The organism is Xanthomonas sp. AM6, from assembly GCF_025665335.1.
Taxonomy (GTDB): Bacteria; Pseudomonadota; Gammaproteobacteria; order Xanthomonadales; family Xanthomonadaceae; genus Xanthomonas_A.
Genome location: NZ_CP106869.1, coordinates 3,750,658 through 3,767,001, shown reverse-complemented (window position 1 = coordinate 3,767,001; position 16,344 = coordinate 3,750,658). Strand labels below are relative to the sequence as shown.

The following is a 16,344-nucleotide window of genomic DNA, read 5'->3' as shown; positions in this document are numbered from 1 at the left end:
GCGATGGCACAGACCAAGCGACAGAAAGCGATCCGTGCTGCCGTGCAGCCGGGCAAGGCGTATTCGATCGACGAAGCGCTGAAGATCATCAAGTCCACCAGCAAGGCCAAGTTCGTCGAAGCCGTCGACGTGGCCGTGCGCCTGGGCGTGGATGCCAAGAAGTCCGACCAGCAGGTGCGCGGTTCCACCGTGCTGCCGGCCGGTACCGGCAAGAGCGTGCGCGTGGCGGTGTTCGCCCCGGCCGGCGCCAAGGCTGACGAGGCCCTGGCCGCTGGCGCCGAAGCCGTCGGCATGGACGACCTGGCCGAGAAGATGCAGGCCGGCGACCTGAACTACGACGTGGTCATCGCCACCCCGGACGCGATGCGCGTCGTCGGCAAGCTGGGTACGCTGCTGGGCCCGCGCGGCCTGATGCCGAACCCGAAGGTCGGCACCGTCTCGGCCAACCCGGCCGAAGCGGTGAAGAACGCCAAGTCGGGCCAGGTGCGCTACCGCACCGACAAGGCCGGCATCATCCACTGCACCATCGGCAAGGCCAGCTTCGAAGACGACGCGCTGAAGAACAACCTGCAGGCGCTGCTGCTGGACCTGGTCAAGGCCAAGCCGGCGACCTCGAAGGGCACCTACCTGCAGAAGATCTCGGTGAGCTCGACCATGGGTCCGGGCGTCACCGTCGATCAGGCTTCGCTGTCCCTGAAGTAATCCGCAACACGGCGGCGCTCCGCGAGGGCGCCGCCGGTTCCACCCTTTTGAAGGCGTCGCCGAGGGGCAACCCGAGGCGAAGCCGTCAAAGACCGCAGGCGCGGTCGGCGCATACCGACGACGGGCACGGAAGCTCGATATGGCAAGGAGTCGCCGTCGGTACAGCGGGATCGCTTAATCCGTCCCCTCGGGGGCGCGCCGGCGTAGATGGTGCCGCCTTTCTGGAGTTTTTCTGGTTCAAGCCGGTCCGGGTTTCCCGGGCGCGCTCACTCCAGGTCTGGAACGGCCACCAACTGGGATGCCACTCGGCGTCCCCGGCATCCAGGATGGAGGCCGCCCAGGACCGCACGCGGCAGGAGCCGCAAGCGGAGTATGTTTGAAGCGAGGATTCGCGATTTGAGATGGGGGATCGGCAAGGGCGGCGGTATCGCTCCTGACGAATCCCGAATCACCAATCCGACTCCCTGCTTTAACGGAGGAGTGCAATGGCTCTCAATCTGTCCCAGAAGCAAGAAGTCGTCGCCGAACTGGCAGACGTTGCCGCGAAGGCCCACTCCTTGGTTGCTGCCGAGTACGCCGGCATCACGGTCGCCCAGCTGACCGCGATGCGCAAGAAGGCGCGCGAAACCGGTGTGTACTTGCGTGTTGTCAAGAACACCCTGGCCTCGCGTGCCGTTGCCGGTACCGAATACGAGTGCGTCCAGGACGCGCTGGTCGGTCCGCTGCTGTATGCGTTCTCGACGGAAGAACCCGGCGCTGCCGGTCGTCTGATCAAGGAATTCGCCAAGGGTAACGACAAGCTGCAGGCCAAGGTCGTGTCGATGGGTGGCCAGCTGTATCCGGCCGCTCACCTCGAGGTGTTGGCGTCGCTGCCGACCCGCGAGCAGGCGCTGGCCATGCTGGCACGTGTCCTCGCCGAGCCGGCGAGCATGTTCGCCCGCGCGGTCAAGGCAGTGGGCGACAAGCAGGGTGGTGGCGATGTTGCCCCCGCCGAAGCGGAAGCCCCGGCCGAAACGGCTTAAGTTCGCGACACCTGAAACGGTTCACTAGAACCTCATCCAGAAAAAAATTCCAAAGGTAATCACAATGTCCCTGTCTAACGAACAGATCGTCGACGCAATCGCCGAAAAGACCCTCATGGAAGTGATGGAGCTGGTCAAGGCCATCGAAGAGAAGTTTGGCGTCTCCGCCGCCGCCCCGGTCGCCGCTGCCGGCCCGGCCGCTGCCGCCGCCCCGGTCGAAGAGCAGACCGAGTTCAACGTCATCCTGAAGGCCGCCGGCGAGAAGAAGGTCGAGGTCATCAAGGCCGTCCGCGCCATCACCGGCCTGGGCCTGAAGGAAGCGAAGGACCTGGTCGAAGGTGCTCCGCAGACCGTCAAGGAAGCCGTGTCGAAGGAAGATTCCGAGAAGTTCAAGAAGGACCTCGAGGCCGCCGGCGCGACCGTCGAAGTCAAGTAATCGGCATCTTGCATCGCCAGCGTGTCAGGTGATGCATCGAAGGCTGGGGACGCAAGTCCCCGGCCTTTGGCCGTTGTTGCAACGCTGCAAGGGCCGGAATTGGATTCGGCATTGGAGATTCGGTGGCGGTCGTCGGACCCATCCCGAATCCCGTAATCCCCAATCTCGGCCTCACCGAGTTGGTAGTTGGAAGTAGCGGGAGAAGGCGTGCTGGTGCCGGCAATACCAGCGACTTCCAACTGACAATTTATGTTCACTCAGGGCCGCGGACGCGCGGCCCGCACAGCCAAGGTGATACCTCATGACGTCTTATTCGTTCACCGAAAAGAAGCGTATCCGCAAGGATTTCGGCAAGCAGCGCTCGATCCTCGAAGTGCCGTTCCTGCTGGCGATCCAGGTGGATTCCTACCGCGAGTTCCTGCAGGAGAACACCGACCCGAACAAGCGTTCGGACCACGGCCTGCACGCGGCCCTGAAATCGGTGTTCCCGATCTCCAGCTACAGCGGCAACGCGGCCCTGGAGTACGTCGGCTACAAGTTGGGCGACCCGGTGTTCGACGAGCGTGAATGCCGCCAGCGCGGCATGAGCTACGGCGCCCCGCTGCGCGTGACCGTGCGCCTGGTGATCTACGACCGCGAGTCGTCGACCAAGGCCATCAAGTACGTGAAAGAGCAGGAGGTCTATCTCGGCGAGATCCCGCTGATGACCGACAACGGCACCTTCATCGTCAACGGCACCGAGCGCGTCATCGTCTCGCAGCTGCACCGTTCGCCGGGCGTGTTCTTCGACCACGACCGCGGCAAGACCCACAGCTCGGGCAAGCTGCTGTACAGCGCCCGCATCATCCCGTACCGCGGTTCCTGGCTGGACTTCGAGTTCGACCCGAAGGACGCGCTGTTCACCCGTATCGACCGCCGCCGCAAGTTGCCGGTGTCGATCCTGCTGCGCGCGCTCGGCTACTCGAACGAAGAGATGCTGGCCGAGTTCTTCGAGATCAACACCTTCCACATCGACCCCAAGGAAGGCGTGCAGCTGGAGCTGGTGCCCGAGCGCCTGCGCGGCGAGACGCTGAACTTCGACCTGGCCGATGGCGACAAGGTCATCGTCGAGGCCGGCAAGCGCATCACCGCGCGCCACGTCAAGCAGCTGGAAGCCGCCGGCGTCGCCGCGCTGGCCGTGCCCGACGAGTACCTGGTCGGCCGCATCCTGTCGCACGACGTGGTCGATGCCTCCACCGGCGAACTGCTGGCCAGCGCCAACGACGAGATCAGCGAAGACCAGCTGACCGCGTTCCGCAAGGCCGGCGTCGACGCCGTGGGCACGCTGTGGGTCAACGACCTGGATCGCGGCCCGTACCTGTCCAACACCCTGCGCATCGATCCGACCAAGACCCAGCTCGAGGCGCTGGTCGAGATCTACCGCATGATGCGTCCCGGCGAGCCGCCGACCAAGGATGCCGCGCAGAACCTGTTCCACAACCTGTTCTTCACCTTCGAGCGCTACGACCTGTCCACGGTCGGCCGCATGAAGTTCAACCGCCGCGTCGGCCGCAAGGAAGTCACCGGCGAGTCGGTGCTGTACGACAAGAAGTACTTCGGCGAGCGCAACGACGAAGAGTCCAAGCGCCTGGTCGCCGAGCACGGCGACAGCTCCGACATCCTGGAAGTGATCAAGGTCCTGACCGAGATCCGCAACGGCCGCGGCGTGGTCGACGACATCGACCACCTGGGCAACCGTCGCGTGCGTTCGGTCGGCGAAATGGCCGAGAACGTGTTCCGCGTGGGCCTGGTCCGCGTCGAGCGCGCGGTCAAGGAGCGCCTGTCGATGGCCGAGTCCGAAGGCCTGACCCCGCAGGAGCTGATCAACGCCAAGCCGGTGGCCGCGGCGATCAAGGAGTTCTTCGGCTCCTCGCAGCTGTCGCAGTTCATGGACCAGAACAACCCGCTGTCGGAAGTGACGCACAAGCGCCGCGTCTCCGCGCTGGGCCCGGGCGGCCTGACCCGCGAGCGCGCCGGCTTCGAAGTGCGCGACGTGCATCCGACCCACTACGGCCGCGTCTGCACCATCGAGACGCCGGAAGGCCCGAACATCGGCCTGATCAACTCGCTGGCGGTGTATGCCCGCACCAACCAGTACGGCTTCCTGGAGACGCCGTACCGCAAGGTCGTGGACGGCCAGATCACCGACGACGTCGAATACCTGTCGGCGATCGAGGAAAACGAGTACGTGATCGCGCAGGCCAACGCGCTGCACGATTCCAAGAGCCGCCTGACCGAGCAGTTCGTGCCGTGCCGCTACCAGGGTGAGTCGCTGCTCAAGCCGCCGGCCGAAGTGCACTTCATGGACGTGTCGCCGATGCAGACCGTGTCCATCGCGGCGGCGCTGGTGCCGTTCCTGGAGCACGACGACGCCAACCGCGCGCTGATGGGCGCCAACATGCAGCGTCAGGCCGTGCCGACGCTGCGTGCGCAGAAGCCGCTGGTCGGCACCGGCATCGAGCGCGCCGTGGCGCGCGACTCGGGCGTGACCGTGAACGCGCGGCGTGGCGGCGTGATCGAGCAGATCGACGCCGGCCGCATCGTGGTCAAGGTCAACGAGGAAGAGATCGGCGGCGGCACCGATGCCGGCGTGGACATCTACAACCTGATCAAGTACACGCGCTCCAACCAGAACACCTGCATCAACCAGCGTCCGCTGGTCAACGTGGGCGACGTGATCGCGCGCGGCGACGTGCTGGCCGACGGTCCCTCGACCGACATCGGCGAGCTGGCCCTGGGCCAGAACATGCTGATCGCGTTCATGCCGTGGAACGGCTACAACTTCGAAGACTCCATCCTGCTCTCCGAGCGCGTGGTGGAGGAGGATCGCTACACCACGATCCACATCGAAGAGCTGACCTGCGTGGCGCGCGACACCAAGCTGGGGCCGGAGGAAATCTCCGCCGACATCCCGAACGTGTCCGAGCAGGCGCTGAACCGCCTGGACGAGTCGGGCGTGGTGTACATCGGCGCCGAAGTGCGCGCCGGCGACATCATGGTCGGCAAGGTCACGCCGAAGGGCGAGAGCCAGCTGACCCCGGAAGAGAAGCTGCTGCGCGCGATCTTCGGCGAGAAGGCCTCGGACGTGAAGGACAGCTCGCTGCGCGTGCCGCCGGGCATGGACGGCACCGTCATCGACGTGCAGGTGTTCACCCGCGACGGCATCGAGAAGGACAAGCGCGCCCGCCAGATCGAGGAAAACGAGATCAAGCGGGTCAAGAAGGACTTCGACGACCAGTTCCGCATCCTGGAAAGCGCGATCTACGCGCGCCTGCGCACCCAGCTGATCGGCAAGGTCGCCAACGGCGGTCCGAACCTGAAGAAGGGCGACACCATCACCGACGCGTACCTGGACGGGCTGAAGAAGTCCGACTGGTTTGCGCTGCGGATGAAGGACGAGGAGCCGTCGGACGCGATCGAGCGCGCGCAGAAGCAGATCCAGGCGCACGAGAAGGAATTCGAGCGCCGCTTCGCCGACAAGCGCGGCAAGATCACCGCCGGCGACGACCTCGCCCCGGGCGTGCTGAAGATGGTCAAGGTGTTCCTGGCGGTGAAGCGCCGCATCCAGCCCGGCGACAAGATGGCCGGTCGCCACGGCAACAAGGGTGTCGTGTCGATGATCCAGCCGATCGAGGACATGCCGTACATGGCCAACGGCGAGACCGTGGACATCGTGCTGAACCCGCTGGGCGTGCCGTCGCGCATGAACATCGGCCAGGTGCTGGAAGTGCATCTGGGCTGGGCGGCCAAGGGCCTGGGTCGCAAGATCCAGAACATGCTCGAGGCCCAGGCCAAGGTCGCCGACCTGCGCAAGTTCCTGACCCAGATCTACAACCACGACCAGAAGCTGGGCGAGGACCGCGTGGACCTGGATCAGTTCAGCGACGCCGAGCTGCTGGCGCTGTCGAAGAACCTGACCGACGGCGTGCCGATGGCCACCCCGGTGTTCGACGGTGCGACCGAAGCGGAGATCAAGCACATGCTCGAACTCGCCGACCTGCCGATCAGCGGCCAGACCCAGCTGTACGACGGCCGCACCGGCGAGGCGTTCGACCGCCACACCACGGTCGGCTACATGCACATGCTGAAGCTGAACCACTTGGTCGACGACAAGATGCACGCGCGCTCCACCGGTCCGTACTCGCTCGTCACCCAGCAGCCGCTGGGCGGCAAGGCGCAGTTCGGCGGCCAGCGCTTCGGCGAAATGGAAGTCTGGGCGCTGGAAGCCTATGGCGCGGCCTACACCCTGCAGGAAATGCTGACGGTGAAGTCCGACGACGTGCAGGGCCGCAACCAGATGTACAAGAACATCGTCGACGGCGAGCACGAGATGGTCGCGGGCATGCCGGAATCCTTCAACGTCCTGGTGAAGGAAATCCGCTCGCTGGCCATCAACATGGAACTGGAAGACTGATCGCGCAGGCGCGGATGCCGCATGGCATCCGCGCCGCCGCAGCGCTCTGACAGCCCATCGACACGTATTCCTCCTTTCGGAGAAACACCATGAAAGACCTGCTCAACCTCTTCAACCAGCAGCGCCAGACGCTGGACTTCGACGCGATCAAGATCGCGTTGGCCTCGCCGGACCTGATCCGCTCGTGGTCCTTCGGCGAAGTGAAGAAGCCGGAAACCATCAACTACCGTACCTTCAAGCCCGAGCGCGACGGCCTGTTCTGCGCCGCCATCTTCGGCCCGATCAAGGACTACGAGTGCCTGTGCGGCAAGTACAAGCGCATGAAGCACCGCGGCGTGGTCTGCGAGAAGTGCGGCACCGAGGTGACCCTGGCCAAGGTGCGCCGCGAGCGCATGGGCCACATCGACCTGGCCTCGCCGGTCGCGCACATCTGGTTCCTGAAGTCGCTGCCGTCGCGCATCGGCCTGATGCTGGACATGACCCTGCGCGACATCGAGCGCGTGCTGTACTTCGAAGCCTACGTGGTGACCGAGCCGGGCCTGACCGCCCTGGAGCGCCGCCAGCTGCTGACCGAAGAGCAGTTCCTGACCGCGCGCCAGGAGCACGGCGACGACTTCGACGCCGCGATGGGCGCCGAGGCCGTGTACGAGCTGCTGCGCACGATCGACCTGCAGTCGGAAATGACCCGCCTGCGCGAGGAGATCGCCGGCACCGGCTCGGAAACCAAGCTCAAGCGCCTGACCAAGCGCATCAAGCTGGTCGAAGCCTTCCTCGAGTCGGGCAACCGCCCGGAGTGGATGGTGATGACCGTGCTGCCGGTGCTGCCGCCGGACCTGCGTCCGCTGGTGCCGCTGGACGGCGGCCGCTTCGCGACCTCCGACCTGAACGACCTGTACCGCCGCGTCATCAACCGCAACAACCGCCTGCGCCGCCTGCTCGAGCTCAATGCGCCTGACATCATCGTGCGCAACGAGAAGCGCATGCTGCAGGAGTCGGTGGATGCGCTGCTGGACAACGGCCGCCGCGGCCGTGCCATCACCGGCACCAACAAGCGTCCGCTGAAGTCGCTGGCCGACATGATCAAGGGCAAGCAGGGCCGGTTCCGCCAGAACCTGCTCGGCAAGCGCGTGGACTACTCCGGCCGTTCGGTCATCGTGGTCGGTCCGACCCTGCGCCTGCACGAGTGCGGCCTGCCGAAGAAGATGGCGCTGGAGCTGTTCAAGCCGTTCGTGTTCGCCAAGCTGCAGCGTCGCGGCCTGGCCACCACCATCAAGGCCGCCAAGAAGCTGGTCGAGCGCGAAGAAGCCGAAGTCTGGGACATCCTGGAAGAGGTGATCCGCGAGCACCCGGTGCTGCTGAACCGCGCGCCGACCCTGCACCGCCTGGGCATCCAGGCGTTCGAGCCGGTGCTGATCGAAGGCAAGGCGATCCAGCTGCATCCGCTGGTCTGCACCGCGTTCAACGCCGACTTCGACGGCGACCAGATGGCCGTGCACGTGCCGCTGTCGCTGGAAGCGCAGCTGGAAGCGCGCGCGCTGATGATGTCCACCAACAACATCCTGTCGCCGGCCAACGGCGAGCCGATCATCGTGCCGTCGCAGGACGTGGTGCTGGGCCTGTACTACATGAGCCGCGCCCTGGAGAACAAGAAGGGCGAGGGCATGGTGTTCGCCAACATCGCCGAAGTGAAGCGCGCCTACGACAACCGTGCGGTCGAACTGCACGCCAAGGTCAAGGTCCGCATCACCGAGACGGTGATCGACGAGGACGGCAACCGCAGCAAGAAGACCTCGATCGTGGACACCACGATCGGGCGCGCGCTGCTGGCCGAAATCCTGCCGGAAGGCCTGCCGTTCGCGCTGGCCAACACCGAGCTGACCAAGAAGAACATCAGCCGCCTGATCAACTCCAGCTACCGCCAGCTGGGCCTGAAGGACAGCGTCGTGTTCGCCGACAAGCTGATGTACACCGGCTTCGCGTACGCCACGCGCGCCGGCGTGTCGATCGGCATCGACGACATGCTGATCCCGTCGGAGAAGAAGGGCATCCTCGGCGAAGCCGAGCAGGAAGTGCTGGAGATCCAGGAGCAGTACCAGTCGGGCCTGGTCACCGCCGGCGAGCGCTACAACAAGGTCGTGGACATCTGGTCGCGCACCAACGAGCGCATCGCCAAGGCGATGATGGACACCATCGGCACCGAGAAGGTGGTCAACGCCAAGGGCGAGACCATCGACCAGAAGTCGATGAACTCGCTGTACATCATGGCCGACTCCGGCGCGCGTGGTAGCCAGGCGCAGATCCGTCAGCTGGCCGGCATGCGCGGCCTGATGGCGCGTCCGGACGGCTCGATCATCGAGACCCCGATCAAGGCGAACTTCCGCGAAGGCCTGAACGTGCAGGAGTACTTCAACTCCACCCACGGCGCGCGCAAGGGCCTGGCCGATACCGCGCTGAAGACCGCGAACTCGGGTTACCTGACCCGGCGCCTGGTCGACGTGGCGCAGGACGTGGTGATCACCGAACCCGATTGCGGCACCACCGAAGGCCTGACCATGACCCCGATCGTGGAAGGCGGCGACGTGGTCGAGCCGTTGCGCGACCGCGTGCTCGGCCGCGTGGTGGCCGAGGACGTGTTCCTGCCGGGCAACGACGAGGATCCGATCGTCACCCGCAACACGCTGCTCGACGAGCAGTGGGTGGCCAAGCTGGAAGAGGCCGGCGTGCAGACGCTGAAGGTGCGCTCCACGATCACCTGCGAATCCTCGTTCGGCGTGTGCGCGCGCTGCTACGGCCGCGACCTGGCGCGCGGCCACCTGGTCAACATCGGCGAAGCGGTCGGCGTCATCGCCGCGCAGTCGATCGGCGAGCCGGGTACCCAGCTGACCATGCGTACGTTCCACATCGGCGGCGCGGCGTCGCGTGCGGCGGCGGTGGACAACATCACGGTCAAGACCACCGGTTCGATCAAGTTCAACAACCTCAAGTCGGTCGAGCACGCCAACGGTTCGCTGGTGGCGGTGTCGCGTTCGGGCGAGCTGTCGGTGCTCGACGGCCATGGCCGCGAGCGCGAGCGCTACAAGCTGGCCTACGGCGCCACGATCACCGCCAAGGACGGTGACGCGGTCAAGGCCGGCCAGTCGGTCGCCAACTGGGATCCGCATAACCACCCGATCGTGTCGGAAGTGGCCGGTTTCATCCGCTTCATCGACTTCATCGACGGCGTCACCGTCATCGAGAAGACCGACGACCTGACCGGCCTGGCCTCGCGCGAGATCACCGATCCGAAGCGCCGCGGCACCCAGGCCAAGGACCTGCGCCCGATCGTGCGCATCGTCGACGCCAAGGGCAACGACCTGACCATCCCGGGCACCGATCTGCCGGCGCAGTACCTGCTGCCGCCGCGCTCGATCGTCAACCTGCAGGACGGCGCGGCGGTGGGCGTGGGCGACGTGGTCGCCAAGATCCCGCAGGAAGCGTCCAAGACCCGCGACATCACCGGTGGTCTGCCGCGCGTGGCCGACCTGTTCGAGGCGCGCAAGCCGAAGGATCCGGCGATCCTGGCCGAGCGCTCGGGCATCATCAGCTTCGGCAAGGACACCAAGGGCAAGCAGCGCCTGATCATCAAGGACACCGATGGTTCGGAACACGAAGAGCTGATCCCGAAGTACCGCCAGATCATCGTGTTCGAAGGCGAGCACGTGGCCAAGGGCGAGACCGTGGTCGACGGCGAGCCGAGCCCGCAGGACATCCTGCGCCTGCTCGGCGTGGAGCCGCTGGCCGCGTACCTGGTCAAGGAAATCCAGGACGTGTACCGGCTGCAGGGCGTGAAGATCAACGACAAGCACATCGAGGTCATCACCCGGCAGATGCTGCGCAAGGTCGAGATCACCGACCAGGGCAACAGCAAGTTCCTCAACGGCGAGCAGGCCGAGCGCCAGCGCGTCATCGAGGAGAATGCCCGCCTGCTCACGCGCAACGAGCTGCCGGCCAAGTACGACCCGGTGCTGCTGGGCATCACCAAGGCCTCGCTGGCCACCGAGTCGTTCATCTCGGCGGCCTCGTTCCAGGAGACCACCCGCGTCCTCACCGAGGCGGCGGTCCGCGGCACCAGCGACACGCTGCGCGGCCTGAAGGAGAACGTGATCGTCGGCCGCCTGATCCCGGCCGGCACGGGCCTGGCCTACCACAGCCTGCGCCGTCGCAACGCCAGCGGCCTGACCGAGTCGGAAATGCAGACCCTGTCCGGCGGCAGCGCCGAGCCGGCGGTCGAAACCCCGGCGCCGGCGGCGGCCAGCAGCGAAGAGTGAGCCGGATCGGCCCCGCGCGCGGGGCCGGTCTTCCAGGTGAAAGGGGGCGCAGCGGAAGCGCCCCGTGTTCCGGGCCCAGGAGGGGCCAGCAAGTTAAGTTTCCGTTGAGTTGACGGAGCTTTTACTTGCCCGCTATACTTTCCTGTCTCGGCAGGCCGTCCTTCGGCCTGCCTTCGTTTTCACGCATCCAGGCCCCACGGCCTCAATCAGAAGAATCCACTGATGGCGACGATCAACCAGCTGGTCCGCAAGCCGCGGCAGGCGACCACCTACAAGAGCGCCTCCCCGGCGCTTGACAAGTGCCCGCAGCGCCGTGGCGTCTGCACGCGCGTGTACACCACCACCCCGAAGAAGCCGAACTCGGCCCTGCGTAAGGTCGCCAAGGTGCGCCTGACCAACCAGGAAGAGGTCATCAGCTACATCGGCGGCGAAGGCCACAACCTGCAGGAGCACTCCGTGGTCCTGATCCGCGGCGGCCGCGTCAAGGATCTGCCGGGCGTGCGCTACCACACCGTGCGCGGTTCGCTCGATGCCGCCGGCGTCGCCAAGCGTCGCCAGGGTCGTTCCAAGTACGGCGCCAAGCGTCCGAAGAGCTAAGGGAAAGCACAATGTCTCGTAAAGGTTCTACTCCGCAGCGCACCGTCCTGCCGGATCCCAAGCACGGCAGCGAAACCATCGCCCGTTTCATCAACATGGTGATGCTGAGCGGCAAGAAGTCGGTCGCCGAAAAGATCGTCTACGGCGCGATGGACGTCATCGGCGAGAAAAACCCGAATGCGGTCGAGCTGGTGCAGAAGGCGCTGGACAACGTCGCTCCGGCGGTCGAGGTCAAGTCGCGCCGCGTCGGCGGTGCCACGTACCAGGTGCCGGTCGAGGTGCGTTCCTCCCGTCGCATGGCGCTGGCCATGCGCTGGCTGATCGACTCGGCGCGCAAGCGCGGCGAGAACTCGATGCCGCGCAAGCTCGCGGCCGAGCTGGTCGACGCCTCGGAAAACCGTGGTGGCGCCATCAAGAAGCGTGAAGAAACCCACCGCATGGCGGAAGCGAACAAGGCGTTCGCGCATTACCGCTGGTGACCTTCCGGGCCTTGGAAACAGGGCCCGTCAGCACTATCTATACGTGCTGCTAGCTGCGCCGTCGAGCGCCGCACAAATCCGAAGGCCGCCGCAAGGCGGCGTTCGGCCATCCGCAATCCAAGAATTCTGAGAGGCTCCCTGTGGCCCGCAACACTCCCATCGAGCGTTACCGCAACTTCGGCATCATGGCCCACATCGATGCCGGCAAGACCACCACCTCCGAACGCATCCTGTTCTACACCGGCGTCAGCCACAAGATCGGCGAGGTGCATGACGGTGCCGCGACGATGGACTGGATGGAGCAGGAGCAGGAGCGTGGCATCACCATCACCTCCGCCGCGACCACCGCGTTCTGGAGCGGCATGGACAAGTCGCTGCCGCAGCACCGCTTCAACATCATCGACACCCCCGGGCACGTCGACTTCACCATCGAAGTCGAGCGTTCGCTGCGCGTGCTCGACGGCGCGGTGTTCGTGCTGTGCGCGGTCGGCGGCGTGCAGCCGCAGTCCGAGACCGTGTGGCGCCAGGCCAACAAGTACGCGGTGCCGCGTCTTGCGTTCGTCAACAAGATGGACCGCACCGGCGCCAACTTCGACAAGGTCGTCGAGCAGCTGAAGTCGCGCCTGGGTGCCTACCCGGTGCCGATGCAGGTGCCGATGCAGGTGCCGATCGGCGCCGAGGACGGCTTCGAGGGCGTGGTCGACCTGATCAAGATGAAGGCGATCCACTGGGATACCGCCTCGCAGGGCACCGTGTTCGAATACCGCGACATCCCCGCGAACCTGGCCGACAAGGCCACCGCGGCGCGTGCGTTCATGGTCGAGGCCGCGGCCGAAGCCAACGAAGAGCTGATGGACAAGTACCTCAACGAGGGCGACCTGTCCGAGGCCGAGATCCTGAGCGGCCTGCGCGAGCGCACCCTGAAGGTGGAAGTGGTGCCGGTGTACTGCGGTACCGCGTTCAAGAACAAGGGCGTGCAGGCGATGCTCGACGGCGTGATCCAGCTGCTGCCGTCGCCCAACGACCGTCCGCCGGTCAAGGGCATCGACGAGGACGACAAGGAAGACAGCCGTCCGGCCACCGACACCGCGCCGTTCTCGGCGCTGGCGTTCAAGATCATGACCGACCCGTTCGTGGGTTCGCTGACCTTCTTCCGCGTCTACTCCGGCACGCTGAACTCCGGCGACCAGGTGTACAACCCGGTCAAGTCGAAGAAGGAGCGCGTGGGCCGCATCCTGCAGATGCACTCCAACAACCGCGAAGAGATCAAGGAAGTGCGCGCGGGCGACATCGCCGCGGCGGTGGGCCTGAAGGACGTCACCACCGGCGACACGCTGTGCGCGCAGGACCACATCATCATCCTGGAGCGCATGGTGTTCCCGGAGCCGGTGATCTCGATGGCGGTGGAGCCGAAGACCAAGTCGGACCAGGAAAAGATGGGCATCGCGCTGAGCCGTCTGGCCCAGGAAGATCCCTCGTTCCGCGTCAACACCGACGAAGAATCCGGCCAGACCATCATCCGCGGCATGGGCGAGTTGCACCTGGAAATCATGGTCGACCGCATGAAGCGCGAGTTCAACGTCGAAGCCAACGTCGGCAAGCCGCAGGTGGCCTACCGCGAGACCATCCGCAAGGCGGTCAAGCAGGAAGGCAAGTTCGTGCGCCAGTCCGGCGGTAAGGGCCAGTACGGCCATGTCGTGCTCGAGATCGAGCCGCAGGAACGCGGCCTGGGCTACACCTTCGAGAACGCGATCGTCGGCGGCGTGGTGCCGAAGGAATACATCCCGGCGGTGGACAAGGGCATCCAGGAAGCGGTAGCCAACGGCGTGATGGCCGGCTACCCGATCGTGGACGTCAAGGTGCGCCTGATCGACGGTTCGTACCACGACGTCGACTCTTCGGAAATGGCGTTCAAGATTGCCGGCTCGATGGGCTTCAAGGAAGGCTTCAACAAGGCCAACCCGGTGCTGCTGGAGCCGATCATGAAGGTCGAGGTCGTGACCCCGGAAGACTACCTGGGCGACGTGATGGGCGACGTCAGCCGCCGTCGCGGCATCCTGCAGGGCCAGGACGACAGTCCGTCCGGCAAGGTGATCAACGCGATGGTGCCGCTGGGCGAGATGTTCGGCTACGCCACCACGCTGCGCTCGATGTCGCAGGGTCGCGCCACGTTCTCGATGGAGTTCGACCACTACGCGGAAGCGCCGGCCAACATCGCCGAGTCGGTCATCAAGAAGAGCTGAGATTAGCGAGACGGGATTCGGGACGTGGCATGGCCAGTCCCGCATCCCGGTCCCTTGTCCCCCAATTACGAATTACAAGGTAAACACACCATGGCAAAGGGTAAGTTCGAGCGCACCAAGCCGCACGTCAACGTCGGCACCATCGGTCACGTCGACCACGGCAAGACCACGCTGACCGCGGCGCTGACCAAGATCGGCGCAGAGCGCTTCGGCGGCGAGTTCAAGGCGTACGACGCGATCGATGCGGCGCCGGAAGAGAAGGCGCGCGGCATCACGATCTCGACCGCGCACGTGGAATACGAATCGCCGACGCGCCACTACGCGCACGTCGATTGCCCGGGCCACGCGGACTACGTGAAGAACATGATCACCGGTGCGGCGCAGATGGACGGCGCGATCCTGGTGTGCTCGGCCGCCGACGGCCCGATGCCGCAGACCCGCGAGCACATCCTGCTGTCGCGCCAGGTCGGCGTGCCGCACATCGTGGTGTTCCTGAACAAGGCCGACATGGTCGACGACGCCGAGCTGCTCGAGCTGGTCGAGATGGAAGTGCGCGAGCTGCTGAGCAAGTACGACTTCCCGGGCGACGACACCCCGATCATCCACGGTTCGGCGCGTCTGGCGCTGGAAGGCGACCAGAGCGAGATCGGCGTGCCGTCGATCCTGAAGCTGGTCGAGGCGCTGGATTCGTTCATCCCGGAGCCGCAGCGCGACGTGGACAAGCCGTTCCTGATGCCGGTGGAAGACGTGTTCTCGATTTCGGGCCGCGGCACCGTGGTGACCGGCCGTATCGAGCGCGGCGTGATCAAGGTGGGCGACGAAATTGAAATCGTCGGCATCCGCGCCACGCAGAAGACCACGGTGACCGGCGTGGAAATGTTCCGCAAGCTGCTGGACCAGGGCCAGGCGGGCGACAACGCCGGTCTGCTGCTGCGCGGCACCAAGCGTGACGACGTGGAGCGCGGCCAGGTGCTGTGCAAGCCGGGTTCGATCAAGCCGCACACCGAGTTCGAAGCCGAGGTGTACGTGCTGTCGAAGGACGAGGGCGGCCGCCACACGCCGTTCTTCAAGGGCTACCGTCCGCAGTTCTACTTCCGCACCACCGACATCACTGGCGCGTGCCAGCTGCCGGAAGGCGTGGAGATGGTGATGCCGGGCGACAACGTGAAGATGGTGGTCACGCTGATCAACCCGGTGGCGATGGACGAAGGCCTGCGTTTCGCGATCCGCGAAGGCGGCCGTACCGTCGGCGCCGGCGTGGTGGCCAAGATCATCAAGTAATGCCCGCCATGGGTGGCGGCCTTTATCGGCCGTCCGCCCTGCGGTGACCACGGCTCGGCCGCTGGTCCAGACGAAGGGTCGGCATCTGCCGGCCTTCGTCGTTTCCAGCGACGGTGCGCATGCAATTTGTTGCTGGAAGTTGTTGCGGGCGGGTGAAACGGCCGCTATAATGCGCGGCTCGGCGTTCCTGGGTAGGGCGCCGGATATACCGCGAAAAGAGAGGCAGGACGCCCCTCGTGTTCGCCAGACCGGGAAGGTCGCGCTGCATGGAGCACTCAACGGCCTCGCGCTGTTGACGGTGCTGTAGCTGCGCATTATACTTTTCCGTCTGGGCAGGCCGGGTGACTGGTCTGCCTCAGTTTTTGGGCGGAGGAATGGCCCTCGCCAGCAGGACGCTCGGCGGCATCACACTTCAGGAAACAATCGGGGCAGGTATCCCAGAGGCCTTGCCCGTCGCTCTTTTAACGAAGGAACCCACCGCCATGGCGGAGCAAAAGACCGCTCAGAAAGCGGATCAGAAGATCCGGATTCGGCTCAAGGCGTTCGATCATCGTCTGATCGACCGTTCGGCCAGCGAGATCGTCGAGACGGCCAAGCGGACCGGCGCGCAGGTGCGCGGCCCGATCCCGCTGCCGACCAAGATCGAGCGCTACACCATCCTGGTTTCCCCGCACGTCGACAAGGACGCGCGCGACCAGTACGAGACCCGCACGCACAAGCGCGTGCTCGACATCATCGGCCCTAACGACAAGACCGTGGACGCGCTGATGAAGCTCGAGCTCGCGGCGGGCGTCGATGTCCAGATCAAGTTGACCTGAGGACTA

10 protein-coding genes are annotated in these 16,344 nt (G+C 65.4%); all 10 read left to right on the top strand.

Annotation, left to right across the window (positions count from 1 at the left end; all coding sequences use genetic code 11):
• Nucleotides 1-3: 3 nt before the first annotated feature.
• The 10 genes from rplA (at nt 4) to rpsJ (ending at nt 16,338) form a co-directional block, all read left to right on the top strand.
• Nucleotides 4-702, top strand: coding sequence for a 50S ribosomal protein L1 (gene rplA / locus OCJ37_RS16065; protein WP_046979764.1), 699 nt, complete (start codon nt 4-6; stop codon nt 700-702).
• Nucleotides 703-1,187: 485 nt separating this feature from the next.
• A complete protein-coding gene (gene rplJ, locus OCJ37_RS16060; protein WP_263110711.1) occupies nt 1,188-1,724 on the top strand; it encodes a 50S ribosomal protein L10 in 537 nt (178 codons plus the stop codon).
• A 64-nt stretch (nt 1,725-1,788) separates the two neighbouring features.
• Nucleotides 1,789-2,160: a 50S ribosomal protein L7/L12 gene (gene rplL, locus OCJ37_RS16055; protein ID WP_263110710.1), complete on the top strand. Its 372-nt coding sequence runs from the start codon at nt 1,789-1,791 to the stop codon at nt 2,158-2,160.
• Nucleotides 2,161-2,461: 301 nt separating this feature from the next.
• Nucleotides 2,462-6,613 (top strand): DNA-directed RNA polymerase subunit beta, encoded by a 4,152-nt coding sequence (gene rpoB / locus OCJ37_RS16050; RefSeq protein WP_263110709.1) that lies wholly within the window; start codon nt 2,462-2,464, stop codon nt 6,611-6,613.
• A gap of 89 nt (nt 6,614-6,702) precedes the next feature.
• On the top strand, nt 6,703-10,920 hold the full coding sequence (gene rpoC, locus OCJ37_RS16045) for a DNA-directed RNA polymerase subunit beta' (RefSeq protein ID WP_263110708.1): 4,218 nt from the start codon (nt 6,703-6,705) through the stop codon (nt 10,918-10,920).
• 222 nt (nt 10,921-11,142) lie between these two features.
• The gene (gene rpsL / locus OCJ37_RS16040) at nt 11,143-11,517 is read left to right on the top strand and encodes a 30S ribosomal protein S12 (protein WP_003469157.1); all 375 of its coding nucleotides are present in this window, start codon (nt 11,143-11,145) and stop codon (nt 11,515-11,517) included.
• Between the two features lie 11 nt (nt 11,518-11,528).
• Nucleotides 11,529-11,996, top strand: coding sequence for a 30S ribosomal protein S7 (gene rpsG, locus OCJ37_RS16035; protein ID WP_003469159.1), 468 nt, complete (start codon nt 11,529-11,531; stop codon nt 11,994-11,996).
• Nucleotides 11,997-12,136: 140 nt separating this feature from the next.
• Entirely contained in the window at nt 12,137-14,239 is a 2,103-nt protein-coding gene (gene fusA / locus OCJ37_RS16030) for an elongation factor G (protein WP_263110707.1), read from the top strand.
• Nucleotides 14,240-14,329: 90 nt separating this feature from the next.
• The gene (tuf, locus tag OCJ37_RS16025; RefSeq protein ID WP_263110706.1) at nt 14,330-15,520 is read left to right on the top strand and encodes an elongation factor Tu; all 1,191 of its coding nucleotides are present in this window, start codon (nt 14,330-14,332) and stop codon (nt 15,518-15,520) included.
• 482 nt (nt 15,521-16,002) lie between these two features.
• Nucleotides 16,003-16,338 (top strand): 30S ribosomal protein S10, encoded by a 336-nt coding sequence (rpsJ, locus tag OCJ37_RS16020; protein ID WP_263113709.1) that lies wholly within the window; start codon nt 16,003-16,005, stop codon nt 16,336-16,338.
• Nucleotides 16,339-16,344 lie beyond the last annotated feature (6 nt).